Raw genomic sequence first — 26,803 nt, forward strand, 5'->3', positions numbered from 1 at the left:
GCGCGGGTTCGGCGATCACTCGTCGGGATGGATGCCGAACGAGGCGAGCCGGGCGCCGAGGGCGCGCGCGTTCGGCATGTCGCGATCCATCCAGCGGGCGAAGGGCTCCTGCGTGATCCCGCGCAGCCAGTCCTCGCGCCGCTTCTCGTCGATCAGCGCCTGCTCGGGCGTCCGCCCGCGAAGGAAGTGCGGATCCGTGTACTTGCTCGCGCCGTCGAATTCGCCGTGCCCCTTCTTGAATCCGAAGTCGACCCACAGGTCGCTGCCGTCCGGGCCGAGGAAGTGCACCTGGAGCCGGATGACGCGGAAGCCCAGCACGTGGAGGAACCATCGGCTCGCGCTCTCTCCGGGTGAGTCGGCGCGTGAATCCGCGAAATCCGCGACGATCCGCGCCCGTCGGATGCCCCGTGCCCCCGGCGCGCGAGCGATGCGTTCGCGCAGGCGATCGCGGAACTCATGCTCGACGGGGACCAGCCGCAGCGCGGCGTCGGTGAGGGCGACCCCCGCTTCCGGGCGCATCACGCGGATCAGGTCGAACACCGTGCGGTCGAGCGAGGTGACGAGCATGCCGTCGACGTCGACGACATCCTGATCGTCGAGCGGCGCCTCGTGGCGCACCACGAAGGCGTTCGCGGCAGCCGCCCGGCTCGCGCCGGCGAGCACGTGAACGCGGTCATCGCGCTCGCGGAAGAGCGGCAGCCCCTGGACGGCGGCCGCCGTGACGCCCGCGAAGACGGGACGGCCCCGCGCGGCCTGGAGTGCCGCCTGCGCGCCGGCCCGCTGCCGCTGCTCGCTGTGCGCGGCTCGCCACTCCGAGGCCTTCACGAACGCACCGGGTCGGATGCGATGCGCGCGTCCCTCGGCCACGGCCTTCCGTATCGCGCGATCGGTCATCCCGAGTTCCTCGAGGTCGGCGCGGGTGTAGACGGTGAGAGGCTCGTTCATGCGCGCGAGCCTGCTCCTCCGCGCACGGAGCCGTTCGGCCGCGCCGCACCGACCCGCACAACCCGCCCTTTCGCGGGGCTGTGGACGACATGTCGCCGAACCCGCGCTCATCCGGCGAGCCCGCGGTCGATCAACCGCGGGCTCGGCGAAGCACCGCGGGTTGGCGGGGCGCCCCAGTCTGTGACGGCGTGTGACGGGTCGCGTGACACCGGCGCGGCGTCGAACCTACCGTGGGGGCATGAGCGACAACGTGATCCGGGAAGTGCTGCCGATGCAGCGCGCCGTGGTCTCGGCATGGCCGAGCGCGTGGATCGACGCGCTCGCGATGTGCGCGGATGCGGACGGCGTCGCGCTCGTCACGCTCGCGGGGGAGCGGATCCTCCTGGACGCGCGCGTGCGCCTCGGCGCGGGGGAGCCGGTGGCCTTCCACCCGGTCGCCGAGGTGCTGGCCGTCGGCGGCGAGCTGATCCGCGCCCGCCGCCGCTGAGCGCGCGGCCTGACGAGATCAGGCCATCGACATCGAGGCCATCGCCTTGCGGCAGGTCTCGACCATCGCCTCGCACGCCATGGCGCAGATGCGGCAGTGCTCGTGCATCTCGGCGTGCATGCGGCACTCCGCCGCGCAGGCCTCGCCCATCGTCATGCAGGCGGTCATCATGGCGTGCATGACGGCCGAGTCGTAGCCCATCGGGCGCATCATCATGCGCATGGTCGCCGTGGCGACGTCGGCCATGTTGGCGCACATCGCCGAGCACGTGGCCATGTCCTCGCCCATGTCCGCGTCCGCGCACATGGTCGCGGTCATGCTCACGGCCGAACACGCCTCCATGCACTCCTGCATCATCGCCATGTCCATGCCCGAGGTCGACGCCTCCGGCATGGCCTGCATCATGTCCATCATCATGCCCATGTCCAGATCCCTTCGGTCTGCGCCGGCCCCGCGGACCGGTCCTCCTGCGGGCATGGTACGTCGCGGCGGCGGGGCCGCCAAGGGGGCCGCCCCGCCGCCGGCGGCGACTCAGGACACGCGGTCGAGAAGCTCGCGCACGGACGCCTCGAGGGCCGCGAGGCGCGCGGCCGAGTCCGCCGCCGATTCGCCGCGCACGTCGAGGTAGACCTTGAGCTTCGGCTCGGTGCCGCTCGGCCGCACGATCACGCGCGAGCCGTCGTCCAGGCCGTAGCGCAGCACGTCCCCGCCCAGCCGTGCGGGGTCCTGCAGCAGGTCCGTCGCCTCGGTCACGGAGCGCTCGCCGAACGCGGCCGGCGGCTCGGCGCGCAGCGTGGCCATGATGGACGCGATCACCGAGACGTCGTCGACGCGCACCGACACCTGCCCGCTCGCGTAGAAGCCGATCTCGGCCGTCAGGTCGTCGAGCGCATCGGCGATCGTCCGCCCCTGCCCGCGCGCCTCCGCGGCGAGCTGGAGGAACGCGACGGACGCCGAGATGCCGTCCTTGTCGCGCACCGTGCCGGGGTTGACGAGGTAGCCCAGGGCCTCCTCGTAGCCGAAGACCAGGCCCGGCGCACGCGAGATCCACTTGAACCCCGTGAGCGTCTCGTGGAAGCCGAGCCCGTGCTTCTCCGCCAGGGCGCCCAGCCCGGGCGAGGAGACGAGCGAGCACGCCAGGGATGCGCCGGGCTCGCCCGCGTGCGCCCGCGCGGCGCGGCGCCCCAGGAGGAGCCCCACCTCGTTGCCGGTGAGGCGGCGCCATCCGCCCTCGCCCTCGCCGGCCGGGACGGGGATGGCCACGGCCAGGCGGTCGGCATCCGGGTCGTGGGCGATCACGAACTCCGCGTCGGCCGCGCGCGCGGTCGCGAAGGCCAGGTCCATGGCTCCCGGCTCCTCGGGGTTCGGGAACGCCACGGTCGGGAACGCGCCGTCGGGCTCGATCTGCTCGGCCACGACCGTCGGGGCCGGGTAGCCGGCTGCCTCGAGCACGCGCGCGAACGTCTCCCAGCCCACCCCGTGCATGGCCGTGTACACCCAGCGGGTGCCGGCCGCGCCCTCGGGGGCGGGACCGACCGCGGCCGTCGCGGCGACGTACGCCTCGACGACGGCGTCGTCCGCGATCTCGTAGTCGGTCGAGCGCGGCAGCTCCGTGACGGGCGTGCCGTCGGCGACCCGGCGGATGCAGGCCGCGATCGACGCGTCGGACGGCGCCACGATCTGCGCGCCCTCGTCGCGCCCGCCGAGGTACACCTTGTAGCCGTTGTCGTTCGGCGGGTTGTGGCTCGCGGTCACCATGACGCCCGCGTCTGCACCGAGGTGGCGCACCGCGAACGCCAGGACCGGCGTGGGCAGGCGACGCGGAAGCAGGATGGCCCGCAGCCCCGCGCCCGCGAAGATCTCGGCGGAGTCGCGCGCGAACACGTCGGAGTTGCGCCGGCCGTCGTAGCCGATGACCACGGTGGGGGCGCCCTCGGTGTCGCGCTCGCGGAGGAACTCGGCGAATCCGGCCGCGGCCTGCGCCACGAGCACGCGGTTCATCCGGTTGCTGCCGGCGCCGAGCGCGCCGCGCAGTCCCGCCGTGCCGAACTGCAGGCGGCCGTCGAAGCGGTCCGCGAGCTCGTCCGCGGCGTCGGCGTCGCCGGCCTCCGCGCGTTCGATCAGGCCGTCCAGCTCGTCGCGCGTCTGGGCGTCGGGGTCCTGCGCGAGCCAGGCGCGCGCCTGCGCGAGCACTCCGTCCATCGCGGCGCTCACAGGCGCTCGATGACCTTCGCGAGGAGCCCGGAGATCACCGGCTCGGCCTGGCGGCCCGCGTCGATGACCTCCTCGTGGCTCAGCGGGTCGGGCGAGATGCCGGCGGCGAGGTTGGTGATGAGCGAGAAGCCCAGCACCTCCATGCCCGCCTCGCGCGCGGCGATCGCCTCGAGCGCCGTCGACATGCCGACGATGTCGCCGCCGATGGCCCGCGCCATGCGCACCTCGGCCGGCGTCTCGTAGTGCGGCCCGCGGAACTGGCAGTACACGCCCTCGTCGAGCGACGGGTCCACCGAGCGGGCGATCTCGCGCAGCCGCGCCGAGTAGAGGTCGGTGAGGTCGATGAACGTCGCGCCCTCGAGCGGCGAGTCCGCCGTGAGGTTGATGTGGTCGCTGATCAGCACCGGCTGACCCGCCCGCCACGTTTCCCGGATGCCGCCCGCGCCGTTCGTGAGGACCATCGTCGTCGCACCGGTCGCGGCCGCGGTGCGGACGCTGTGCACGACCCGGCGCACGCCGTGGCCCTCGTAGTAGTGGGTGCGAGCGCCGATCACGAGCACGTGGCGGCCGCCGGCCGTGCGCAGCGAGCGGATGGTGCCGACGTGGCCCTCGAGGGCAGGCTTGGAGAAGCCCGTGACCTCGGTCGCGGGGATCTCGGCCACGGTCTCGCCGATCAGCTCGGCGGCCCGGCCCCATCCGCTGCCCAGCGTGACGGCGATGTCGTGGCGCTCCACGCCGGTCAGGCGCGCGATGTCGGAGGCCGCGGTCCGGGCGACCTCGAAGGGGGAGGCCGCGGCCTCCAGCGGATGGGCGTTCGTCATGGCACCACGATAGTTCGGGGTTCCCGCTTTCCGGCTCGCGCGCGGTCTCCCGCGTCGTCCGCACGTCGTTCGCCCGGATGACGCCCGTGGGGAACAATGGGGGCATGGTCTTCGACTTCGAACGCAGGCAGCGCATCGCGATCCTCGGCGGAGGGCCGGGCGGCTACGAGGCCGCCCTCGCCAGCGCCCAGCTCGGAGCCGACGTCACCGTCGTCGAGCGTGCGGGCATCGGCGGATCGGCCGTCATCAGCGACGTCGTGCCGTCGAAGACCCTGATCGCGACGGCCGACGCGGCGCTCGCGATCGCCGAGGCCGGCGACCTCGGCGTCCAGTTCTACGCGAAGGGCGACACAGGCAAGCCGCTCAAGCCCGAGATCGCCATCAACCTGCTCGCGATCAACAAGCGCCTGCTCGCGCTCGCGGGCCAGCAGTCCGAGGACATGCGCAGCCGCCTGCTGGAGGCCGGCGTCCGGATCATCGCGGGCCACGGTCGCCTGGAGGGCGAGGACGCCGTCGTCGTCTCGACCGGTCCCGACGGCACCGACTTCGACCGCATCGAGGCCGACACGATCGTCGTCTCGACCGGCGCGACGCCGCGCGAGCTGCCCGCCGCGCGGCCCGACGGCGACCGCATCTTCACGTGGAAGCAGCTGTACAACCTGACCACCCTGCCCGAGCACCTCGTGGTGGTCGGCTCGGGCGTGACCGGTGCGGAGTTCGCCTCGGCGTACATGAACCTCGGCGCCAAGGTGACGCTGGTCTCCAGCCGAGACCAGGTGCTCCCTGGCGAGGACGCGGATGCCGCCAAGGTGCTGGAGAAGGTGTTCAAGCGCGGCGGCATGAAGCTGCTCGCGAAGTCGCGCGCCGAGAAGGTCGAGAACACGGGCGACGGCGTCGTGGTGACGCTGTCGGACGGCCGCACGGTCGAGGGATCGCACTGCCTCATGGCGGTCGGCGCGATCCCCAACACCGCGGGCATCGGCCTCGAGGAGGCCGGCGTGCAGATGACCGAGTCGGGCCACATCCGCGTCAACAAGGTGAGCCGCACGTCCGTGCCGAACATCTACGCCGCGGGCGACTGCACGACCCTCATGCCGCTGGCCTCGGTCGCGTCGATGCAGGGCCGCACGGCGGTCTTCCACGCGATGGGGGACACCGCGATCCCGCTCGAGGAGCGCAAGATCGCCTCCAACATCTTCACCAACCCCGAGATCGCGACGGTCGGCTGGACCGAGCGGCAGATCGACGACGGCACCGCGGACGGCGAGGTGTGCATGCTGCCGCTCGCCGCCAACCCGCGCGCCAAGATGATGGGCGTCAAGGACGGCTTCGTGAAGCTGTTCGCGCGCACCGGGTCGGGCACCGTGATCGGCGGCGTGATCGTCGCGCCGAAGGCGTCGGAGCTGATCTTCCCACTGTCGATCGCGGTCGAGCGCCGCCTCACGGTCGACCAGCTCGCGCGCGCGTTCGCGGCCTACCCGTCGCTGACGGGATCCATCACGGACGCCGCCCGCGCCATGCACCACGTCGACACGAGCGGCTTCACCTCGGCCTGATCGGATTCGCGCCCGCCGATCGTCGGGCAGCGTGCGGGAAGCCCCGAGATCACGCCGCCAGGCGGTGTTGTGCTGTGCGATCCGTCCGGATGCTCTCGATCTGGTGAGCAATCTGCGTCGTTCTGACTGATCCCATTGCTCGGTCTGCGGCGCGGGCGTAGCGTGTGCCGTGTCCGGACCAGGACGGCAATGGCGCCCACAAGGTGCCGCGCGAACGAGGAGGTTCCGCGGATGTCGATCTCCCTGCCCGTGCCCCGCAGCGAGCTCATCGAGGGACTCGACGCGCCGCTCGGCGTGCTGGATCCCGAGGGCTCCCGGAGGGCGTCCCCGCTCCTCGACGAGAGCATCGGCGACGTCGACGAGTCGGTCCTCACCGACCTGTACGTCGACATGTCGGTCGTGCGCCGCGTCGACGAGGAGGCCTTCGCGCTGACCCGTCAGGGCGCGCTGGTGCTGTGGCCACCGCTGCGCGGCCAGGAGGCGGCGCAGGTCGGGGCGCTCCGCGCGCTGCGCGACGAGGACTTCGTCTTCCCCTCGTATCGCGAGCACGCTCTGGCCGTCCTGCGCGGAGCCGATCTCGCGGACGTGCTCGCGGTCTGGAAGGGCGCTGCCCTGTCGGGCTGGGATCCGTTCGCCCAGCGCCTCGCGCCGTCGCAGATCATCATCGGCGCCCAGACGCTCCACGCGACCGGCTACGCCATGGCCGCGCGCCGCGACGGCGGCGACGACATCGCGCTGGCCTGCTTCGGTGACGGCGCCACGAGCGAGGGGGACGTGAACGAGGCGATGGTGTTCGCGGCCTCGTTCCGCGCTCCGGTCGTGTTCCTGTGCCAGAACAACCAGTACGCGATCTCCGAGCCGGTCGGCGTGCAGTCGCGGACGCCGCTCGCGCTGCGGGCGACCGGGTTCGGCATCCCCGCGCTGCGTGTGGACGGCAACGACGTGCTCGCCGTCCTCGCGGCCGTGCGCATCGCCGCCGAGCGCGCGCGCACCGGCGGTGGCCCGACGTTCGTCGAGGCCGTGACCTACCGGATGGGACCCCACACGACGACCGACGATCCGGGCCGATACCGGGACGACGCCGAGGTCGCCGCGTGGCACGCCAAGGATCCGATCGACCGCCTCGAGCGGCACCTGGCGCGGATCGGCGCGCCGGTCGACCGCATCCGCGAGGAGGCGGCGATCCGCTGCGACGCGATCGCGGCGCAGGTGAGGGCCGCGGCCGACCGGATCGCGGCGCCGGCCCCGGAGTCGATGTTCGACCACGTCTACGTGGAGCCCACCCGCCGCCTCGAGCGTCAGCGTGCGCAGCACCGGGCCTTCACGGCGAGCGTGGAGGGGCTGCGATGACCGCCGAGACGCTCACGCTCGGCCGCGCGGTCGGCCGGGCGCTGAGCGACGCGCTCGACGCCGACCCGGCCGTGGTGCTGATCGGCGAGGACATCGGCCGACTCGGCGGGGTCTTCCGGGTCACCGACGGCCTGCAGGCCCGATTCGGGGCGGATCGCGTGATCGACTCGCCGCTCGCGGAGTCCGGCATCATCGGCGCGGCCGTCGGGATGGCGTACCGCGGTGCGCGGCCCGTCGTCGAGATCCAGTTCGACGGCTTCGTGCTGCCGGCGCTCGACCAGCTCATCGCGCAGGTCGCGCGGATCCGCTTCCGCACGCGCGGGCGGGTGCGGATGCCGCTCACCATCCGGCTCCCGTACGGCGGCGGCATCGGATCCGTGGAGCACCACGGCGAGTCTCCCGAGGCGTACTTCGCGCACACCCCCGGACTGCGCGTCGTGACGGCGGCCGATCCGCAGGAGGCGTACTCCACGCTGCGGGCCGCGATCGCGAGCGACGACCCCGTGCTGTTCCTCGAGCCCAAGGCCCGGTACTGGACCAAGGGCGAGGTGGATGTCGCGATCGCGCGCGACCTGGAATCGGCGCGCCTGCTGACCCGCGGGCGCGACGTCACGCTGGCGGTGTACGGCCCGCTCGTGCAGACGGCGCTCGAGGCCGCCACCGCGGCGCTCGACGAGGGGATCGAGATCGAGGTGGTCGACCTGCGCTCGATCTCGCCGCTGGACGTCGACGCGGTCGTCGCGAGCGTCGAGCGCACGGGGCGGCTCGTGGTGGCGCACGAGGCGCCCGCCGAGGCGTCCGTCGCGAGCGAGCTCATCACGAGCGTGGTCGAGCGCGCCTTCGCGGCGCTGGAGGCGCCGCCCGAGCGGGTCACGGGATACGACACCCCGTACCCGCCCTCCGCGATCGAGTCGCACTACCTGCCGGGCCTCGACCGCATCCTCGACGCGGTCGACCGGACGCTCGGGCGGCGTTCGTCGCACGAGCTGCTCGAAGGGAGCGCACCATGAGCGTCGTGTTCCGGCTGCCCGACCTCGGCGAGGGGCTCACGGAGAGCGAGATCGTGAGCTGGAAGGTCGCCGAGGGGGACGAGGTCGCCCTCAACCAGGTCATCGCCGAGGTCGAGACCGCCAAGGCGGTCGTGGACCTGCCGAGCCCGTACGCGGGCGTGATCCGCCGGCTCCATGCGGCCGAGGGCGACACCGTGGAGGTGGGCGCCCCGCTCGTCGAATACGACGTCGAGGGGGCGGGCGGCCCGTTCGCGCCCGGCGGCGCACCGGCGCCCGCCGCCGAGCCCGAGCCCGCCGTGCCCGAGCCCGCATCGCCCGAGCCCGCCGAGCCCGGGCCGGCGGAGTCGTCCCCGTCGCCGAAGGAGCAGGGCGAGCCGGCCGCGGAGCGCGTGGCCATGCTCGTGGGATCCGTGCAGGTCGCCGACGGGCGACGGCCGAAGCGCGCCGCGCGCACGTTCGAGCAGACGCCGTTCGTGCGTCAGGAGCGGCGCCGTGTGCGCGCCTTCCCGCCGGTGCGGCGGCTCGCGAAGGAGCGCGGCATCGATCTCGCGGCGGTCGTCCCGACGGGAGAGGGCGGCCTGATCACCCGCGAGGACCTCGAGCGCTCGGCAGCCGGTCCGGCGGCACCCGCCTCCCGGCGGGAGCGGGTGAGCGGCCTGCGCAAGCAGACGGCGAAGGCCATGACCGCCGCGCTCGCGGTGCCGCACGCCGCGTGCTTCCTCCAGGCGGACGTGACCGAGACCCTGCGGCTCGCCCGCGATCCGGCGGATGACGGCGCGCCGTCGCCGACGCTCCTCTCGCTGGCGTGCCGGGCGATCCTCCTGGCGGCGAAGCGAACGCCCGGCGTCAACGCGACGTTCCACGCCGACGAGGAGGAGATCGAGTACCACGGCCGGATCAACCTCGGCATCGCGGTCGCGACCGAGCGGGGGCTGGTCGTGGCGAGCGTGGACGACGCGGACCGCCTCGACGCGACCGAGCTCGCCGAGGCGATCGCCGCGCGCGCGAGCGAGGCGCGCGACGGATCGATCGGCGTCGCGGCGCTCACCTCGTCGACCCTGACCGTCTCGAACGTGGGCGTCTTCGGCGTCGACGGCGGCATCCCGATCCTCACGCCCGGACAGTCCGCGATCGTGGCGCTCGGCGCCGTCCGCCGGCTGCCGTGGGAGCACGACGGCGGGATCGCGCTCCGCGAGGTCATGACCCTCACGGTGTCGTTCGACCACCGCGTGATCGACGGGCGCGAGGCGAGCGTGTTCCTGCGCGACGTGGGCCGGATGCTCGAGCGGCCGGCCCTCGCGCTCGCGCGGGGCTGACGGGGGACGAACGCGGATGGCGACGGGAGGGCGGCGATGGAGCGGCTGACGACGCAGGTCGACCCCGGCGGCGCGGAGGCGACCGCCCGTGCCGAGGCCATGCGCGGGCTCGTCGAGGAGCTGCGCGAGCGGCTGCGCGCGACCGCGCTCGGCGGACCCGCCCGCGCGCGAGAGCGGCACGCGGCACGGGGCAAGCTGCTGCCGCGCGAGCGCGTCGACCTGCTGCTGGATCCCGGCAGCCCGTTCCTCGAGCTCTCGCCGCTCGCGGCGAACGGGCTGTACGGCGACGAGGCGCCCGCCGCCGGCATCATCACCGGCGTCGGGCTCGTGTCGGACCGCCGCTGCATGATCATCGCGAACGACGCGACCGTGAAGGGCGGCACCTACTATCCGCTCACGGTCAAGAAGCATCTGCGCGCGCAGCAGGTCGCCCGCGAGAACCGGCTGCCGTGCATCAGCCTCGTCGACTCCGGCGGCGCGTTCCTTCCGATGCAGGACGAGGTGTTCCCCGATCGCGAGCACTTCGGCCGCATCTTCTACAACCAGGCGACCATGAGCGCCGACGGGATCCCGCAGATCGCGTGCGTGATGGGATCCTCCACGGCCGGCGGAGCGTACGTCCCGGCCATGAGCGACGAGACCGTCATCGTCGCGGAGCAGGGCACGATCTTCCTCGGCGGCCCGCCGCTCGTGAAGGCCGCGACCGGCGAGGTCGTGACGGCCGAGGAGCTCGGCGGCGGCGAGCTGCACGCGACCGTGTCCGGCGTCGCCGACCACCTGGCGGAGTCGGACGAGCACGCCCTCGGCATCGTGCGCGACATCGTCGCCACGCTCCCGCCCAGCCCGGCGCCGCCCTGGGACGTGCTGCCCGCGGAGGAGCCGCTCGTGGATCCCGGCACGCTGGCCGCGGCGATCCCCGTCGACCTGCAGACCCCGTACGACGTGCACGAGATCATCGCCCGGCTGGTCGACGGCAGCGCGTTCCACGAGTTCAAGGCCGGCTTCGGCACCACGCTCGTCACCGGGTTCGCGCGCATCCACGGCCACCCGGTGGGCATCGTCGCCAACAACGGCGTGCTGTTCTCCGAGAGCGCGCAGAAGGGCGCGCACTTCATCGAGCTGTGCGACCAGCGAGGCGTGCCGCTCGTGTTCCTGCAGAACATCGCGGGCTTCATGGTCGGCGCCGAGTACGAGCGCGGGGGGATCGCGAAGCACGGCGCCAAGATGGTCACGGCCGTCTCGTGCGCCCGGGTCCCCAAGCTCACGGTCGTGGTCGGAGGATCCTTCGGGGCGGGCACGTACTCGATGTGCGGGCGCGCGTACGATCCGCGCTTCCTGTGGCTGTGGCCCAACGCGCGCGTGTCGGTGATGGGAGGCGCGCAGGCCGCGCGGGTCCTGTCCACCGTCAAGCGGGAGCAGATCGAGGCCGACGGCGGGCAGTGGAGCGAGGCCGAGCAGCAGGCGTTCGAGGATCCCATCCGCGGCCGGTATGAGGAGCAGGGATCGCCGTACTACTCCACGGCGCGGCTGTGGGACGACGGCGTCATCGACCCCGCCGACACCCGCCGCGTGCTCGGGCTCGCGCTCGACGTCGTCGGACAGGCGCCGCTGCCCGACATCCGCTATGGCGTGTTCCGGATGTGACCGCGATGTTCGACACCGTCCTCATCGCCAACCGGGGCGAGATCGCGCTCCGGATCATCCGCACGCTCGACCGGATGGGCATCGCGTCCGTCGCCGTCTACTCGGACGCGGATGCGGACGCGCCGCACGTGCGCGCCGCGACCACGGCGCTGCGGATCGGCCCCGCCGACGCCCGCCGCTCCTACCTCGACGGCGACGCCGTCATCGCCGCGGCGCTCGCCGCGGGCGCCCAGGCGGTGCATCCCGGGTACGGCTTCCTCTCCGAGAACGCCGCGTTCGCGCGCGCGTGCGCCGACGCGGGCCTGGTGTTCATCGGGCCGCCGCCGTCCGCGATCGAGACCATGGGCGACAAGATCCGCGCGCGGGCCGCGGTCGAGTCCCGCGGCGTCGCGACGGTGCCGGGCATCGCGCGCGCCGGCCTCGACGACGCCGCGCTCGTCGCGGGCGCCGCGGACGTCGGCTATCCCGTGCTGGTCAAGCCGTCGGCGGGCGGCGGCGGCAAGGGCATGCACCGCGTCGACCGGCCCGAGGAGCTGCCCGCCGCGCTCGCGCAGGCGCGCCGCGAGGCCGCCGCCGCGTTCGGGGACGACACTCTGTTCGTCGAGCGCTTCGTGGCGCAGCCGCGGCACATCGAGGTGCAGGTGCTCGCCGACGCGCACGGCACGGTCATCCACCTCGGGGAGCGCGAGTGCTCGTTGCAGCGCCGGCATCAGAAGGTGATCGAGGAGGCGCCGAGCCCGCTGCTGGATGCGTCCCAGCGCGAGGCGATCGGCCGGGCCGCGTGCGAGACGGCGCGCGCGGTCGGGTACACGGGCGCGGGCACGGTCGAGTTCATCGTGTCGGGTGCGCGCCCGGACGAGTCGTTCTTCATGGAGATGAACACCCGCCTGCAGGTGGAGCATCCGGTCACGGAGCTCGTCACGGGCGTCGATCTCGTCGAGCAGCAGCTGCGCGTGGCCGCGGGGGAGCGGCTGGCGATCGCGCAGGAGGACATCCGTCCCGACGGGCACGCGATCGAGGCGCGGATCTACGCCGAGGACCCGGCGGCGGGCTTCCTGCCGACCGGCGGGCGCCTGATCGACGTGAGGTGGCCGCGCGGCGTGCGCGTGGACGCGGGCGTCGAGGCCGGCACGGTCGTGGGCGCCCACTACGACCCGATGCTCGCCAAGGTCGTCGCGCACGCCGCCACGCGCCGGCAGGCGGTCGCCGCCCTCGCGGACGCGCTGGCCGACACGCACCTGCCGGGCGTCGTGACGAACGTGCGGTTCCTGCGCAGCCTGCTCGCGGTGCCCGCGGTCGTGGCGGGCGATCTGGACACCGGGCTGGTGGACCGCGAGGCCCCGGCGCTCGCGGGCGACCCCGTGCCCGACGCGGCGTTCGCGGCGTGTGCCCTGCACGACGTCCCCGCCGTCACGGGGCCGTGGCGGGCCGACGGGTGGCGCGTGTCGGGCGCCCGCGGGGCGGTGCTGCGCTACGTCGACGGCGACGAGCGTGTGACCGTGACGCTCTCCGGCGACGGTCGCACCGCCACCGTCGAGCGCGCGGGGACGTCACGGGAGGTGCGGCTCTCCGAGCTCGAGGGCATCCGGGTCCTCGCCGAGCCTGACGGGAGCGCCCTGTGGGTGACGGGCCCGGACGGGGATCATCGCGTCGCGCGCCCGACGCCCGGGCGCCGCGCCCGGCGCGAGACCGCGCCGGGACTCGCCTCGCCCATGCCGGGCACCGTCGTGGCCGTGCACGTCGACGACGGCGCGCTGGTGGAGGAGGGAGCCGCGGTCGTGAGCGTCGAGGCGATGAAGATGGAGCACGTGCTGCGGGCCCCCATCGCGGGCGTCGTCAGCCTCGCGGCCGTGCTCGGACAGGCGGTGGCGCGCGGGCAGCAGCTCGCGACCGTCGCTGCGAGGGAGGAGGCCTCATGAGCGAGTCTGGATCCGAGGAACGCCGCATCACCCAGCGGGGGCTGTGGTTCGAGGAGTTCGAGACCGGCGTCGTCTACGAGCATCGCCCCGGTCGCACCCTCACCGAGGCCGACGACGTCCTGTTCACGACGCTCACGATGAACTCGCAGGCTCTGCATCTCGACGCGCACTGGGCCGCGCAGACGGAGTTCGGCGAGCGGCTCGTCAACTCGATGATGACACTCGCGACGATCGTCGGGATGTCCACCGGGCAGCTCACGAACGGCACGATCGTCGCCAACCTCGGCTTCTCGCTGGTCGAGTTCCCGGCGCCCATGCGCCACGGCGACACGCTCTACGGCGAGACGCGCGTGGTCGAGACCCGCGCGTCCCGGTCGCGCCCGGGGCAGGGGATCGTCACGCTCGAGCACATCGGCCGCAATCAGGACGGCGTGATCGTGGCCCGCGCCGTGCGCGCCGTGCTGATGCAGGGGAGGCCGGTGTGAGCTTCGACATGGGCCCGGCCATCCTGTTCTGCCCGGGGGACCGCCCCGACCGGTTCGGGAAGGCGGCCGAACGGGCCGACGCGGTCGTGCTGGACCTCGAGGACGCCGTCGCGCCGGAGGCGAAGCAGGCCGCGCGCGCCGCGGTCGTCGCCTCGGCACTCGACCCCGCGCGCACGATCGTGCGGGTGAACGACGCGCGCTCGGGTCTGCTCGCCGACGACCTTGCGGCCGTGCGCCGCTCGCCCTACCGCGTCGTGATGCTCGCCAAGACCGAGGGCGCCGACGACGTGGACGCGCTGGGTGACCTCGACGTCGTGGCGCTGTGCGAGACCGCGGCGGGCGTGGTGAACGCGGCCGCGATCGCGGCGCATCCCCGCGTCGTCGCGCTCATGTGGGGCGCCGAGGACCTCGTGGCGTCGCTCGGCGGCACCTCGAGCCGCGACCGGGCGGGCGCCTACCGCGCCGTCGCGCTGCACGCGCGGTCGACCGTGCTCCTCGCCGCGGGAGCGGCGGGGAAGACCGCGATCGACGCGGTCCACCTCGACATCGCCGACGTCGACGGCTGCCGCGCCGAGGCCGAGGACGCGGCGGCGAGCGGGTTCGGCGCGAAGGCCGCGATCCATCCGTCGCACGTCGCGCCCATCCGGGAGGCCTTCGCGCCATCGGACGACGAGATCGCATGGGCGCGCGACCTGCTCGCCGAGGCCCGCCTCGCCGAGGGCCGCGGCGTCTTCCGCTTCCGAGGGCGCATGGTCGACGAGCCGGTCCTCAGACACGCGCGCGCCATCCTCGCGCGCGAAGCCCGCGGGGCCACGAGCCCCGCCCCGTGAAAGGAGACGACGATGTCGATCGTCACGCCCACCCGGACGCCGGTCCCCGGGACCGAGATGCTCGAGCCCGAGCTGCAGGAGCTCGCGCACCGCGTGCGCGCCTTCGCGGATGACGTCGTCGCCCCCGCGGCGTACCGGTACGACACCGAGCGGCGCCTGCCGCTCGAGATCATCGCCGAGATGGGGCGGATGGGCCTGTTCGGCCTGCCGATCTCGGAGGAGTACGACGGCCAAGGCAAGACCTACCTGCACCTGTGCATCGCGGTCGAGCAGCTCGCGCGCGTGGACCAGTCGATCGCGGTGACGCTCGAGGCCGGTCTCGGCCTCGGGGCGATGCCGATCTACCGCTTCGGCACCGAGGAGCAGCGCCGGGCGTACCTGCCGCCGCTCGCGCGGGGCGAGAACCTGGCGGCGTTCGGTCTCACGGAGGCCGAGGCGGGATCGGACGCGGGCGCGACGCAGACGACGGCGACGCTCCAGGACGGCTGGTGGACGATCGACGGGACCAAGCAGTTCATCACGAACTCCGGAACGCCCATCACGAGCGTCGTCACGGTGACCGCCGTGACGGGGGAGCGCCGCGCCCAGGACGGCACGCGCCGGCCGGAGCTCTCGTCGATCATCGTGCCCGTGCCGACGCCGGGATTCACGGCGCTGCCCGCGTACGACAAGGTCGGCTGGCACACGTCCGACACGCATCCCCTTGTGTTCGACGGCGTGCGGGTGCCCGAGGAGAACCTGCTCGGCGAGCGCGGCCGCGGGTTCTCGAACTTCCTGAGCATCCTCGACGAGGGGCGCGTGGCGTTCGCGGCGCTGTGCGTCGGCGCGGCGCAGGGCTGCCTCGAGGAGGCGGTGCGGTACGCGAAGAAGCGTGTGGTGTTCGGCAAGCCGATCGGCGACAACCAGCACATCGCGTTCACGATCGCCCGGATGCAGGCCCGTGTCGCCGCGGCCCGCGCCGTCATGCACGACGCGGCCCGCCGGATCGACGCCGGCCTGCCGTTCACGACCCAGGCGTCGCTCGCGAAGCTCATCGGCTCCGAGGCGGCCATGGACAACGCCGCCGACGCCACCCAGATCTTCGGCGGCTACGGCTTCATGAACGAGAGCCCGGTCGCGCGGCACTACCGCGACGCGCGCATCCTCACGATCGGCGAGGGCTCGACCGAGGTCCAGCTCGGCATCATCGCCCGCAGCCTCGGCTTCGAGAACGCTTTCTCTTGAGGAGTGTCTCGCACGCTCGCGCCGACGCTCCGCGCCGGACACTCGCGAGCGAGGAACGTCGCTGACGCTCCGTTCGGCAGCGCTTCGCGCTGCGATTGGTCGCTTCGCTCCACGCTCGCTTCGCTCGCACGGGGCCGGTCTCCGGGCTCATCCCCGTGGTCGTTGAGCGACGAGGATCCGGCGCCGTTCGACTCCGGTTCGTTCCTCGCCTCGACGACCGAGGCACAGGACCGGTCGTTGAGCGGAGCGAAGCGGAGACGAAACGGCTTGAGCGAGCGGAGCGAGCCGAAAGCGCGTCAGCTGATCTGGAGGAGCTGGTGGCCCGCCGGGACCGTGGTGCCGGGGGTGGCGTCGATCTTGGCGATCACGCCGTCCTTGTGGGCCTGCAGCGGCTGCTCCATCTTCATGGCCTCGAGCACGACCACGAGGTCGCCCTTGACGACCGTCTGACCCTCCTCGACCGCGACCTTGACGACCGTGGCCTGCATGGGCGACTTGAGCGCGTCGCCCGAGGCTCCGCTGGTCACCGCGCCGGCCGCGTGGCTGCGGCGCGACGGCGGCACGATCGCGGGGCGGCCGGCGGTGCCGGGCGCCTGCGCGATGCGGTCGGGCAGGCTGACCTCGAGGCGCTTGCCGGCGACCTCGACGACCACGGTGTGGCGCGACTCGGCGGGCTTGGGCGCCTCGAGCTCGCCGTCCCAGGCGGGGATGTCGTTCTCGAACTCGGTCTCGATCCAGCGCGTGTACACGCCGAACTCGCCGCTCTCGGCCGTGAAGGCGGGGTCGCGGACGACCTTGCGGTGGAACGGCAGCACCGTGGGCAGGCCGGCGACCTCGAACTCGTCGAGCGCGCGGCGCGAGCGCTCGAGGGCCTCGGCGCGGTCGCGGCCGGTCACGATGATCTTGGCGAGCAGCGAGTCGAACGCGCCGCTGACCGAGTCGCCGGCGGTCACGCCCGAGTCGAGGCGGATGCCGGGGCCGCCGAACGTCTTGAAGACGTGGATGGGGCCGGGCTGCGGCAGGAAGCCGCGGCCGGGGTCCTCGCCGTTGATGCGGAACTCGATCGAGTGGCCGACCGGGGTCGGGTCGTCGTAGTCGATCGTGCCGCCCGCGGCGATGCGGAACTGCTCGCGCACCAGGTCGATGCCCGTGACCTCCTCGGACACGGGGTGCTCGACCTGCAGACGCGTGTTGACCTCGAGGAACGAGATGGTGCCGTCGGCGCCGATCAGGAACTCGCACGTGCCGGCGCCGGTGTAGCCGACCTCGCGCAGGATGGCCTTGGACGCCTCGTACAGCGTGGCGTTCTGCTCGTCGGTCAGGAACGGCGCGGGCGCCTCCTCGACGAGCTTCTGGTGACGGCGCTGCAGCGAGCAGTCGCGCGTGGAGATCACGACGACGTTGCCCTCGCCATCCGCGAGGCACTGGGTCTCGACGTGGCGCGGCTTGTCGAGGTACTTCTCGACGAAGCACTCGCCGCGGCCGAACGCCGCGATGGCCTCGCGCGTGGCCGACTCGAACAGCTCGGGGACCTCCTCGAGCGTGCGGGCGACCTTCAGGCCGCGGCCGCCGCCGCCGTACGCCGCCTTGATGGCGATCGGCAGGCCGACCTCCTTCGCGAACGCGACGACCTCGTCGGCCGTGTCCACGGGACCCGGCGTGCCGGGGGCGAGGGGAGCGCCCACCTTCTCGGCGACGTGACGCGCGGTGACCTTGTCGCCGAGCGCCTCGATCGCCTCGGGCGACGGGCCGATCCAGATCAGGCCGGCGGCCTGCACCGCGCGGGCGAAGTCGGCGTTCTCGGCGAGGAATCCGTAGCCGGGGTGCACCGCGTCGGCGCCCGAGCGTCGGGCGACCGACAGGATCTTGTCGATCTGCAGGTACGTGTCGGCGCTGGTCTGTCCGTCGAGCGCGTACGCCTCGTCGGCCAGGCGCACGTGCAGCGCGTCCCGGTCCTGATCTGCGTAGACGGCAACGGACGAGATCCCCGAGTCGCGGGCCGCGCGGACGATGCGAACGGCGATCTCGCCGCGGTTCGCGATGAGCACCTTGGCGATGGCAGGCATGGGTTTCAGCCTACCTACGCCGGGGCATCCGCCTTTGAGCACCCTCGACAAGAAAAGGGCGAGAACGTGTCGGGTCGTCTACGAGGAGGGCCCTACGCGGTCAGGTTCCACAGGTCCGTCCAGGCCACGCCGAGCTCGCGCACCAGGCGGCGGACGGTCGACAGCGACATCCCGACGACGGTGGACGGATCGCCCTCGACGCGCTCGATGAACGCGCCGCCCAGGCTGTCGACCGTGAACGCGCCCGCCACGTGGAGCGGCTCGCCGCTGGCGACGTAGGCCGCGATCTCGGCGTCGTCCACGTCCGCCGCGAACGTCACGGCGGCCTCGGCGACCGCGTGCGCCTCGACCGGCTCGGCGCCCGGGGCGACCCGGAACACGCTGTGGCCGGAGTGCAGCACCCCGGTGCGTCCGCGCATGTCCCGCCAGCGCGCCGTCGCCGCCTCGGGCGTGTACGGCTTGCCGTGCACGATCCCGTCCAGCTCGAACATCGAGTCGCCGCCGATCACGATCCCGTCGAACCCGGGGCGCTCCGCGGGGACCCGCGCGGCCACGTCGGCCGCCTTGCGACGCGCCAGCAGCAGGACGTGCTCATCCGGCGGCAGGATCCTGCCCTCCCGCGCCTCCGTCTCGGCGATCACCGCCTCCTCGTCGACCGCGGGTGACATCGTCAGAGGCTCGATGCCGGCCTGCCGCAGCAGCATCAGGCGGGCGGGGGACGTCGACGCGAGCAGCACCTGCATGGGGACCAGGGTATGGCGTCCGCGCAGGTGCGCTCTGGGAGGATGGACGGATGCAGAACGGCGACACGATCGACCTCGAGGTGACCGGAGTCGCGCACGGGGGAGTCTTCGTCGCGCGCCATGAGGGCCTGGTGGTGTTCGTCCCCGACGCGCTCCCCGGCGAGCGGGTGCGCGCGCGGGTGACCGACGTGAAGAAGTCGTTCGCGCGCGCGGAGACGCTCGAGGTGCTCGACGCGTCGCCCGACCGCCGCCCGCACATCTGGCCGCAGGCGGACGTCTCGGTCGCCCCCGAGGCGCGGCCCGGCGGCGCCGACTTCGGCCACATCGCCCTGCCCCGGCAGCGGGCTCTCAAGGCGCAGGTGTTGCGCGAGGCGTTCGAGCGCCTCGCGGGCGGCGCGGTCGACGTGGACGTCGTCGGCCCGGAGGCCGTGCTGGGCTCCGACCATCCGGACGCGACGGGCACCGTGGACGGCACGGGCTATCGCACGCGCGTGAGCCTGCACGTCGACGCGGACGGCCGCATCGGTCCGTACGCGGCGCGCAGCCACACCGTCATCCCCGTCGAGTCGCACCCCCTCGCGACGCCCGAGATCGAGGCCGTGGCGCTCGCACTGCGCAAGGCGCCCGAGGGCAGGATCGACCTCGTCCAGCCGGCCGACGGCGGGGTGCGCACCACCCGGCGCCCCGCGAAGGACCGCGCGGCGCGCGGCCGTGGGCGACGCCCGGCCGCACCGCGGGAGACGCGGGCGCCCGAGATCCTCACGGAGCGCGTCGGCGATCGGGAGTTCCAGGTCGACGCCGGCGGGTTCTGGCAGGTCCACCGCGCGGCGGCGGCTACGCTCGACCGGGCGGTGCGCGATGCGCTGGGCGAGGTCACGAGCGACGCCTGGCACCTCGACCTCTACGGCGGGGTGGGCCTGTTCGCCGCCGCGCTGGGCGAGCTGGCCGGGGGAGCGCGGCTCACGACGGTCGAGTCCGAGCCGCGGGCCACGATGCACGCCGAGCAGAACCTGGCCGATCTCGGTGCGGAGGCGGTCACGGCGCGTGTGGACCGCTTCCTCGCCCGCCTGGTCGGGCAGGCGAGCCTGTTCGACCGCGAGATGCTCACGCGCGGCGTGACCCTCCTCGACCCGCCGCGTGCGGGCGCCGGACGCGAGGTCGTCGAGGCGATCTCGGACCTCGGCCCGTCGCGCGTGGCGTACGTCGCGTGCGACCCGGTGGCGCTCGCGCGCGACGTGGGCTACTTCCGCGGCTCCGGCTACGAGCTGCAGTCGCTGCGGGCGTTCGACCTGTTCCCGCACTCGCACCACGTCGAGGCCGTGGCGATCCTCGCCCGCTGATCCGGGCGGATCCCCGTGATCCGGAATATCATCGGGCCGTGACCCGCGTTCTCGCGACCCCGCAGCTCTGGTACCGGTGCCTGCTCCTCGGGCTGTCGGTCTTCGGGTTCATGACCGGGTCGCACGGGTCCGCGTTCCTCACGACCGTGACCAACGCGATCCTGCTCGGCTACCTGGTCGTGGGCGTGTGGACGATGCTGGACCGCGGCACGACCGACCTCCCCGCGCCGCGCCTGCGGGGCGCGATCACGACCTGGATGGTGTTCGTCGGCATCATCGCGCACGCCATGCTGTCGCACTGGGCGAACCCGTTCGACCAGGTGCTGGATCCGGATCCGGCCGTGGCGCTCGAGGGCGTGGCGATCCTGTTCTCGCATTACGTCATGCCGATCGGCTTCCTGCTCGACTGGCTCGCGTTCGGGCCGAGGGGGCGCACCCGATGGACCGACGTGGCGTGGTGGCCGCTGTACCCCCTCGCGTACGGGCTGCTCACGATCCTGCGGGCGGTCGTCTTCCCGCACGTGGACGACCGCATCCCGTATCCGTTCATGGAGCCCGGGATCGGCGGCTGGCTCGGGGTCGCAGTCTCGCTGCTGCCGATGATCGTCGCGGTCGCGCTGCTGGCCGCGCTGGTCATCGGCTACGACCGGGCCGTCGCGAGGCTCGCGGCCGCGCCCCGCGAGACCGCGCCGGCGCTCACCGGTCCGTGAGCCCCGTCCGCGCCGCGCGCCCGCCGCGCCCCGCCGCGGACAGCGCCGTCCGCGCCGATAGGCTCTCCCCATGACGCGCGTGGCCCTCATCGACGATCACGAGTCCGTGCGCCTCGGGCTCGTCGCGGCCCTCGAGCGGGACGGCATGGAGGTCGTCTTCGCGGGCGCCGGCGTGAACGAGTACTGCACGTGGCGCGCCGCCACCGGCGCGGGGCCGGCGGACGTCGTGCTGCTGGACCTCACGCTCGGCGACGGGACCACGGTCACCGAGAACGTGACGCGGCTGGCCGGCGAGTCCGCCGTGATCATCCACTCCGTCGCCGATCGCCCCGCCGCCGTGCGCGAGGCGCTCGCCGCGGGCGCCGTGGGCGTCGTGAGCAAGGCATCGCCGCTGGACGACGTGCTCGGGGCCGTGCGCACCGCCGCGCGCGGCGAACCCCTCAACAACGTCGAGTGGGCCAGCGCGGTCGAGGGCGACCGGGAGTTCGCCGACGCGCAGCTGTCCACGCGCGAGCGCGAGGTGCTGCGCCTGTACGCCGCGGGCCTGCCGCTCAAGATCGTCGCCAGCCGGCTCGGGATCGCGTACTCGACCGCCAAGGAGAACGTGAACCGCGTGCGGATGAAGTACATCGAGGTCGGCCGCCCGGCGCCCACCAAGGTCGACCTGCTGCGCCGCGCCATGGAGGACGGCATCGTCGACGCGTCCGCGGAGGACTGACCGCGTGACCGCCCAGGGGCTGCTCCGCGAGGCCTGGGGCCGGTTGCCCGCAGCGGGCCTCAGCGTCGCCTCCGCCGGAAGCTACACGGCGACCCGCATGGAGCGGATCATCCAGATCCTGGTCGCGGTCGGCTGCCTCGGCGTCGGCGGCCAGGCGTTCGTGGTGTCGCTCGACCTGCACGGGATCGGCCCGGCGCACGACGTGCTCCACATGGTGGTCTTCGTCGCACTCGCCGCCATGATCGTGTGCTGCGTGGCCGGGTATCGCGCGCGCACCGCGTCGGCCGTGTTCGCGATCGTCTACCCGATCGCCCTCGTGTTCTGGCCCATCGCCACGACGGGAACCCCGCCCGACCCCGGCGCGCAGCCCTGGACGTTCTTCCTCATCAACCTTGCGACCGTCGGGGCGGTCGTCGCCTTCCCGCTCGCGTGGCAGTACGCCTGGGCGGTCGGGATGTCGCTCCTGTACGCCGTGATCCGGCTGATCCGCGGCGGCTCCGAGCCCGAGTTCTGGGTCAGCACGGGGTACGACGTGTCGGTCGCGCTCATCCAGGGCGGGGTCTTCGTCACCGTCGCGTGGGTGCTGCGCAGCCTCGCGGGCGGAGTCGACGCCGCCCGCGCCCAGGCCGTGCTGGCGTACGCGCGCGCGGCCTCCGCCGACGCGGCCGAGCAGGAGCGGGTCGCCGTCGCGGCCCTGATGCACGACAGCGTGCTCGCCGCGCTGATCGCGGCCGAGCGCGCCCGCACCGACCGCGAGCGGCAGCTCGCGGTGTCCATGGCGCGGGAAGCCCTGACGCGCCTCGCGAACGCCGAGAGCGACGACCCCGAGGGCAGCGACGAGCCGGTCTCACGCTCGGCGATCGCCTCCGACATCGAGCGCTCCGCCGCCGACATGGGGGTGCAGCTCGCGGTCGAGCGCGAGGACGACGACCAGGACGCCGTGGTGCCCGGCCGGGTGGCGCGCGCCGTCGTGCTGGCCGCGACCCAGGCGGTCGCCAACGCCGTCCAGCACGCCGACGGCGTCGGCCTCGCCGTGCGCGTCGAGCCCGCCGGCCGGGGAGTGCGGGTCGAGGTGTCCGACACCGGCCCCGGCGTGGATGTCGCCTCGATCCCGGCAGACCGCCTCGGCATCCGCGCGTCGATCTTCGCCCGCATGGCCGCGGCCGGCGGTGACGCCACGATCGTCTCGGGCGCCCGCGGCACCACCGTGGCGCTGACCTGGACCGGGGAGAAGGCGCTGTGAGAAGCGTCCGACGCGTGCTCGAGGTCATCGCGCTCGCCTTCACGGCGTACTTCGCCGTGCGCGGCCTCGTCCGCCCCGAGGGCGGCGATCTCGGGGTGGCGCTCGCGGCGGTCGGCCTCTACGTGGCGATCACGCTGCTGGTGCTCCTGGCCGTCGACCGCGACCACCAGCCGCCCGTCGACCCCGACGACGACGCCCCGCGGGCCGGACGGCCGCTGCCGTGGTGGGCGGCGCTGATCGCGCTCGCGGGCGCCGCCATCATCCCGCTCCTGGTGACGGCCGCCACCGACGAGGCGCAGCGCACCGCGTCGCACGCGACCTGGTATCTGGGCGCCGTCGGGGCCGTCATGACGATCGTGTGCGTCCGCCATCGTCCGATCTCCGCCTGGATCGGCATCGCGATCCTGACGATCGAGTCCTCGGCGGCGATCGGGCTCCCGGCCGCGATGTCGCTGGGACTCGTGGGGTCCATCGTCTGGGTCACGCTCGCGCAGCTGCTGATGATCTTCACGGATCGCGCGTACCGCGACACAGCGCGCCTCGCGGCGCTGCAGCAGGCCACGTCGGCCTGGCAGGCGACGCAGGCCGTCCGGCGCCTGGAGCGCAGACGCCGGGTGCAGTACGCCCTGGCGGTGGCAGGGCCCATCCTGTCGCGCGTGATCGAGACGGGTGGGGATCTCACCGACGACGAGCGGACGGAGGCCCGCCTCGCCGAGGGCCGGCTGCGCGACGAGCTGCGCGGCGCGCGGCTGCTCGACGACGACGTGCGCGAGGCGATCGCCGCCGCGCGGCTGCGGGGCGCGACGGTGACCGTCTTCGACGAGGGCGGCCTCGACGACCTGACCGACGCGGAGCTCGAGGAGGTGCGCGGCGAGCTGGCCCGCACGCTCGAGGGCACCGACGCCGCCCGCATCATCATCCGGTCGGCGCCGGACCCGCAGGTGGCGCTGACGATCGTCGGCCGCTCGGCCGGCGGCGACGGCCTCAGCGACGAGGACGACGTGCTGCTCTGGCGCGAGGTCCCGCGCCCCACGCGCTGACGCCCCCAGGCTCGAGCTCCGCGAGTCAGTACAAAGAAAGGTGGGGGAGGCGATGCCTCCCCCACCGGGTCGCGGATCGGTTACCCGAAAACCGTCCGCATCAGGGGCCGATTCCCGTGCGCCTACCCTGGAGCGGACGGTCGGCCTAACGCTAACGCTCAAGCGTTTCCACACTCAGTATCCGTGGGACGCGAGAGCCCTGTATGTAGGTACTTTGGGGGACATCCGTCCCCCTTGTCCCCGATGGGGATCAGCGGGCGAAGCGACCCCACGGGATGTCCCGGCGCAGGGGCTCGCGGAAGCGGCGCTGCGTGCGCTCCCAGGCCGAGACGCGCGGCTCCTCGGCGACGGCCTCCTCGGCCTCGCGCGTGTACTCCTCGCCGACCACGGCGAGCAGCGCCGCCAGCTCCTCCTCGGTCGGCGCGCCGCGCACGACCTCGATGCGGGGCGCGGGGTGCTGCGCGCCCGGCTCTGCGCTCGTCGCGTCCATCAGAGGGGGATGTTCCCGTGCTTCTTGGGCGGCAGCTCCGCGCGCTTGCCGCGCAGGGCGCGCAGCGCCTTCGCGATCGCCACTCGGGTCGCCGACGGCTCGATGATGCCGTCCAGCTCGCCGCGCTCGGCCGCCAGGAACGGCGAGGCCACGTTGTAGGTGTACTCGTTCGCCAGGCGCGTGCGCACGGCGGCGACGTCCTCGCCCGCCTCCTCAGCCCGCTTCAGCTCGCCGCGGTACAGGATGTTGACCGCGCCCTGGCCGCCCATGACGGCGATCTCCGCGGTCGGCCACGCGAGGTTGACGTCGGCGCCGAGCTGCTTGGAGCCCATCACGATGTACGCGCCGCCGTAGGCCTTGCGCAGGATCACGGTCACGAGCGGCACGGTGGCCTCGGCGTACGCGTAGAGCAGCTTCGCGCCGCGGCGGATCACGCCGGTCCACTCCTGATCGGTTCCCGGCAGGTAGCCCGGCACGTCGACCAGCGTGACGATCGGCACCGAGAAGGCGTCGCAGAAGCGCACGAACCGCGAGGCCTTCTCGCCGGCCTCGATGTTGAGCGTGCCGGCCATCTGCTTCGGCTGGTTCGCGATGATGCCGACCGTCCGGCCCTCCACGCGTCCGAATCCGATCACGATGTTGGGCGCGAACAGCGGCTGCACCTCGAGGAAGTCGCCGTTGTCGACCAGGTGGCCGATCACGTCGTGGATGTCGTAGGGCTGGTTCGGGGAGTCGGGGATGACCGTGTCCAGCGTGCGGTCCGGATCCGTGGTCTCCCACTCGAACGGCGTCTCGTAGACCGGCAGCTCGGCCATGTTGTTGTCGGGAAGGAATCCGAGCAGCGTGCGCGCGTAGTCGAGCGCGTCGTCCTCGTCCTCGGCCAGGTAGTGCGCGACGCCCGAGCGCGTGTTGTGGGTGTACGCGCCGCCGAGCTCCTCCATCCCGACGTCCTCGCCCGTGACGGTCTTGATCACGTCGGGGCCGGTGACGAACATCTGGCTGGTCTTGTCGACCATGATCACGAAGTCGGTCAGCGCGGGGGAGTACACGGCGCCGCCCGCGGCCGGGCCCATGATGATCGAGATCTGGGGGATGACGCCCGAGGCGGCGGTGTTCAGGCGGAAGATCTCGCCGTACTTGCCGAGCGCGACGACGCCCTCCTGGATGCGCGCGCCGCCCGAGTCGAGGATGCCGATGATGGGCATCCCACCGCGGAGCGCGAACTCCATGATCTTGATGATCTTCTCGCCGGCCACCTCGCCGAGCGAGCCGCCGAAGGTCGTGAAGTCCTGCGCGTACACGGCGACGGTGCGGCCGTGGATCGTGCCCACGCCCGTGATCACCGAGTCGCCGTACGGGCGCGACCTGTCCATGCCGAACGCCGTCGTGCGGTGGCGCACGTACTCGTCGAGCTCGACGAAGCTGCCGGGGTCGACGAGGAGCTCGATGCGCTCGCGCGCCGTCATCTTGCCCTTGGCGTGCTGCTTCTCGCGGGCCTTCTCCTCGGCCGCCACGACGGCCTCGTGGTAGCGGGCGCGCAGGTCGGCGATCTTGCCGGCGGTGGTCGACAGGTCGGGTTCGGTCACGCGTTCCACCCTATCCGCGGACCCCGGCCCGGCCTTGGCGGCCGCGCACAACGACCCGGAGGAACCTGTGTGGTGTGTCGCCATCCGGGGCGACGGCGCCGCCTCCGGCGCGGCACAAGGAGGACTGCGCGACGCCAGGATGATCTGCCGCCATCCGTCCTCGTCTCGTGGACTTCTCCCTGTGCGGTGACGGGGTCAGAGGTGCAGACCCTGGGCCATCGCGGACCGGATCTGGGCCTCGACGTCCGGCCAGTGGTGCATCACGTCGGCGTAGGTGAACCGCAGGACCGTGTAGCCCCGCAGCCGGAGCAGACGGTCGTGGGCGAGGTCGGCCGCGCGCGTCGCGGCGTCGGAGTGGAAGGCGAAGCCGTCGACCTGGATCACGAGATGGTCGCCGATCAGCGCGTCCACATCGCGGCCGTACAGGTGCACCTGCTGGCGACAGGGGATGCCGGCCGCTCGGCACTGCCGGACCAGGTACGACTCGGTGCCCGCATCCGAGTGGGCCCCGACGTCGGCGGCGACACGGCGAGCCGCGGTGGTCGTCCAGCGGATGCGTCGAATCGCGTCGACGGTGATCAGCCCCTTGCGGATGGCGGACTCCCAGATCGCGAAGGTCTCGAGCTCGGTGAGGCAGGACGCGGTGTGATGCAGCACGTTCTCGATCGGGTCCACCAGCAGGCCCGCCGCCGGAGCGGGGCCGGTCGACCAGTGGGCGATGCCGCGCGGGGTGAGATCCGCGTTCCGCGGGACCGCGATGTGGGGTCGCGGATCCCGCCGGGGGATCCAGAGGCCGATGCGCTCCGCCTCGGCGACGCACGTCAGGCGGCCGCCGACACGTGCCGCCTCGCGCACTCCAGGTGGTGCGGAAGGCAGGAGCAGCCACTGCCGGCGCACGAGGGGAAGCCCTGCCTCGAGCGCCGCCTGGCGCAGCTTCCGGGGATGCCATCCCGCGGCGATGAGCGCCCGCCGGCTCGCCCAGCCGCCGCGCGCCGCGAGCTCCCGCACCAGGTCCATGGGCCGAGCCTGGCGTGGGCGAGGCGCCGTCGGGGCGGCCACCGCGTCG

Annotated in this window: 24 protein-coding genes; 15 read left to right on the top strand and 9 right to left on the bottom strand. The window is 73.3% G+C overall.

Going from position 1 to position 26,803, the window contains the following annotated elements:
- Positions 1 to 15: 15 nt before the first annotated feature.
- Positions 16 to 945 (bottom strand): type IV toxin-antitoxin system AbiEi family antitoxin domain-containing protein, encoded by a 930-nt coding sequence (locus B5M43_RS06540; RefSeq protein WP_134745417.1) that lies wholly within the window; start codon positions 943 to 945, stop codon positions 16 to 18.
- 238 nt (positions 946 to 1,183) lie between these two features.
- Here B5M43_RS06540 and B5M43_RS06545 point away from each other — a divergent pair, with 238 nt between their 5' ends.
- Entirely contained in the window at positions 1,184 to 1,432 is a 249-nt protein-coding gene (locus B5M43_RS06545) for a hypothetical protein (protein ID WP_055990379.1), read from the top strand.
- Positions 1,433 to 1,450: 18 nt separating this feature from the next.
- On the opposite strand, the gene B5M43_RS06550 is transcribed toward B5M43_RS06545, so the two are convergent.
- The 3 genes from B5M43_RS06550 to B5M43_RS06560 form a co-directional block, all read right to left on the bottom strand.
- On the bottom strand, positions 1,451 to 1,855 hold the full coding sequence (locus tag B5M43_RS06550; RefSeq protein ID WP_268777925.1) for an aldehyde dehydrogenase: 405 nt from the start codon (positions 1,853 to 1,855) through the stop codon (positions 1,451 to 1,453).
- A 108-nt stretch (positions 1,856 to 1,963) separates the two neighbouring features.
- Positions 1,964 to 3,634: a phospho-sugar mutase gene (locus B5M43_RS06555; RefSeq protein WP_055990376.1), complete on the bottom strand. Its 1,671-nt coding sequence runs from the start codon at positions 3,632 to 3,634 to the stop codon at positions 1,964 to 1,966.
- 8 nt (positions 3,635 to 3,642) lie between these two features.
- Positions 3,643 to 4,467, bottom strand: a complete 825-nt coding sequence (locus B5M43_RS06560; protein WP_055990373.1) for a purine-nucleoside phosphorylase — start codon at positions 4,465 to 4,467, stop codon at positions 3,643 to 3,645.
- 104 nt (positions 4,468 to 4,571) lie between these two features.
- On the opposite strand from B5M43_RS06560, the gene B5M43_RS06565 reads away from it, so the two are divergent.
- The 9 genes from B5M43_RS06565 to B5M43_RS06605 all read left to right on the top strand — a co-directional run bounded on the left by B5M43_RS06565 (position 4,572) and on the right by B5M43_RS06605 (position 15,801).
- Complete coding sequence (locus tag B5M43_RS06565) at positions 4,572 to 6,023, top strand: NAD(P)H-quinone dehydrogenase (RefSeq protein ID WP_055990370.1); 1,452 nt, start codon at positions 4,572 to 4,574, stop codon at positions 6,021 to 6,023.
- Positions 6,024 to 6,254: 231 nt separating this feature from the next.
- A complete protein-coding gene (locus B5M43_RS06570; RefSeq protein ID WP_134745416.1) occupies positions 6,255 to 7,373 on the top strand; it encodes a thiamine pyrophosphate-dependent enzyme in 1,119 nt (372 codons plus the stop codon).
- A complete protein-coding gene (locus tag B5M43_RS06575; protein ID WP_134745415.1) occupies positions 7,370 to 8,383 on the top strand; it encodes an alpha-ketoacid dehydrogenase subunit beta in 1,014 nt (337 codons plus the stop codon). The genes B5M43_RS06570 and B5M43_RS06575 overlap by 4 nt, the downstream gene beginning before the upstream one ends.
- Positions 8,380 to 9,699 carry a dihydrolipoamide acetyltransferase family protein gene (locus B5M43_RS06580; protein WP_134745414.1) on the top strand — a complete coding sequence of 440 codons (1,320 nt, stop codon included), beginning with the start codon at positions 8,380 to 8,382 and terminating at the stop codon, positions 9,697 to 9,699. Before B5M43_RS06575 ends, B5M43_RS06580 begins: the two co-directional genes overlap by 4 nt.
- Before the next feature lie 36 nt (positions 9,700 to 9,735).
- Positions 9,736 to 11,343 (top strand): carboxyl transferase domain-containing protein, encoded by a 1,608-nt coding sequence (locus B5M43_RS06585; RefSeq protein ID WP_134745413.1) that lies wholly within the window; start codon positions 9,736 to 9,738, stop codon positions 11,341 to 11,343.
- A 5-nt stretch (positions 11,344 to 11,348) separates the two neighbouring features.
- Positions 11,349 to 13,262 (top strand): biotin carboxylase N-terminal domain-containing protein, encoded by a 1,914-nt coding sequence (locus tag B5M43_RS06590; protein ID WP_134745412.1) that lies wholly within the window; start codon positions 11,349 to 11,351, stop codon positions 13,260 to 13,262.
- Positions 13,259 to 13,747 (top strand): MaoC family dehydratase, encoded by a 489-nt coding sequence (locus tag B5M43_RS06595; RefSeq protein WP_134745411.1) that lies wholly within the window; start codon positions 13,259 to 13,261, stop codon positions 13,745 to 13,747. Before B5M43_RS06590 ends, B5M43_RS06595 begins: the two co-directional genes overlap by 4 nt.
- Complete coding sequence (locus B5M43_RS06600; RefSeq protein ID WP_308068008.1) at positions 13,744 to 14,577, top strand: CoA ester lyase; 834 nt, start codon at positions 13,744 to 13,746, stop codon at positions 14,575 to 14,577. Before B5M43_RS06595 ends, B5M43_RS06600 begins: the two co-directional genes overlap by 4 nt.
- A gap of 12 nt (positions 14,578 to 14,589) precedes the next feature.
- Entirely contained in the window at positions 14,590 to 15,801 is a 1,212-nt protein-coding gene (locus B5M43_RS06605) for an acyl-CoA dehydrogenase family protein (RefSeq protein WP_055990350.1), read from the top strand.
- Positions 15,802 to 16,097: 296 nt separating this feature from the next.
- Here the strand turns inward: B5M43_RS06605 and B5M43_RS06610 are convergent, their stop codons facing one another.
- Together B5M43_RS06610 and B5M43_RS06615 are read right to left on the bottom strand one after the other, a co-directional pair.
- Positions 16,098 to 17,867, bottom strand: coding sequence for a biotin carboxylase N-terminal domain-containing protein (locus tag B5M43_RS06610; protein ID WP_134746731.1), 1,770 nt, complete (start codon positions 17,865 to 17,867; stop codon positions 16,098 to 16,100).
- A gap of 92 nt (positions 17,868 to 17,959) precedes the next feature.
- On the bottom strand, positions 17,960 to 18,610 hold the full coding sequence (locus B5M43_RS06615) for a nucleoside triphosphate pyrophosphatase (RefSeq protein ID WP_134746733.1): 651 nt from the start codon (positions 18,608 to 18,610) through the stop codon (positions 17,960 to 17,962).
- 50 nt (positions 18,611 to 18,660) lie between these two features.
- Here B5M43_RS06615 and B5M43_RS06620 point away from each other — a divergent pair, with 50 nt between their 5' ends.
- The 5 genes from B5M43_RS06620 to B5M43_RS06640 all read left to right on the top strand — a co-directional run bounded on the left by B5M43_RS06620 (position 18,661) and on the right by B5M43_RS06640 (position 23,661).
- Positions 18,661 to 19,950 carry a class I SAM-dependent RNA methyltransferase gene (locus tag B5M43_RS06620; RefSeq protein ID WP_134746735.1) on the top strand — a complete coding sequence of 430 codons (1,290 nt, stop codon included), beginning with the start codon at positions 18,661 to 18,663 and terminating at the stop codon, positions 19,948 to 19,950.
- A 38-nt stretch (positions 19,951 to 19,988) separates the two neighbouring features.
- Positions 19,989 to 20,660 carry a Pr6Pr family membrane protein gene (locus B5M43_RS06625; protein WP_055990338.1) on the top strand — a complete coding sequence of 224 codons (672 nt, stop codon included), beginning with the start codon at positions 19,989 to 19,991 and terminating at the stop codon, positions 20,658 to 20,660.
- A gap of 70 nt (positions 20,661 to 20,730) precedes the next feature.
- Entirely contained in the window at positions 20,731 to 21,378 is a 648-nt protein-coding gene (locus B5M43_RS06630; protein WP_134746737.1) for a response regulator transcription factor, read from the top strand.
- Positions 21,379 to 21,382: 4 nt separating this feature from the next.
- Positions 21,383 to 22,621 (top strand): sensor histidine kinase, encoded by a 1,239-nt coding sequence (locus tag B5M43_RS06635; RefSeq protein WP_167626812.1) that lies wholly within the window; start codon positions 21,383 to 21,385, stop codon positions 22,619 to 22,621.
- The gene (locus B5M43_RS06640) at positions 22,618 to 23,661 is read left to right on the top strand and encodes a hypothetical protein (RefSeq protein ID WP_134746740.1); all 1,044 of its coding nucleotides are present in this window, start codon (positions 22,618 to 22,620) and stop codon (positions 23,659 to 23,661) included. The genes B5M43_RS06635 and B5M43_RS06640 overlap by 4 nt, the downstream gene beginning before the upstream one ends.
- A 250-nt stretch (positions 23,662 to 23,911) precedes the next feature.
- Here the strand turns inward: B5M43_RS06640 and B5M43_RS06645 are convergent, their stop codons facing one another.
- The 3 genes from B5M43_RS06645 to B5M43_RS06655 form a co-directional block, all read right to left on the bottom strand.
- Complete coding sequence (locus B5M43_RS06645; RefSeq protein WP_134746742.1) at positions 23,912 to 24,151, bottom strand: acyl-CoA carboxylase subunit epsilon; 240 nt, start codon at positions 24,149 to 24,151, stop codon at positions 23,912 to 23,914.
- On the bottom strand, positions 24,151 to 25,746 hold the full coding sequence (locus B5M43_RS06650; RefSeq protein WP_055990330.1) for an acyl-CoA carboxylase subunit beta: 1,596 nt from the start codon (positions 25,744 to 25,746) through the stop codon (positions 24,151 to 24,153). Before B5M43_RS06650 ends, B5M43_RS06645 begins: the two co-directional genes overlap by 1 nt.
- 186 nt (positions 25,747 to 25,932) lie before the next feature.
- Positions 25,933 to 26,754, bottom strand: coding sequence for an endonuclease domain-containing protein (locus tag B5M43_RS06655; protein ID WP_055990327.1), 822 nt, complete (start codon positions 26,752 to 26,754; stop codon positions 25,933 to 25,935).
- Between the last annotated feature and the right edge of the window lie 49 nt (positions 26,755 to 26,803).

The sequence above is a fragment of the Microbacterium sp. MEC084 genome, assembly GCF_004514465.2.
Classification (GTDB): Bacteria; Actinomycetota; Actinomycetes; order Actinomycetales; family Microbacteriaceae; genus Microbacterium.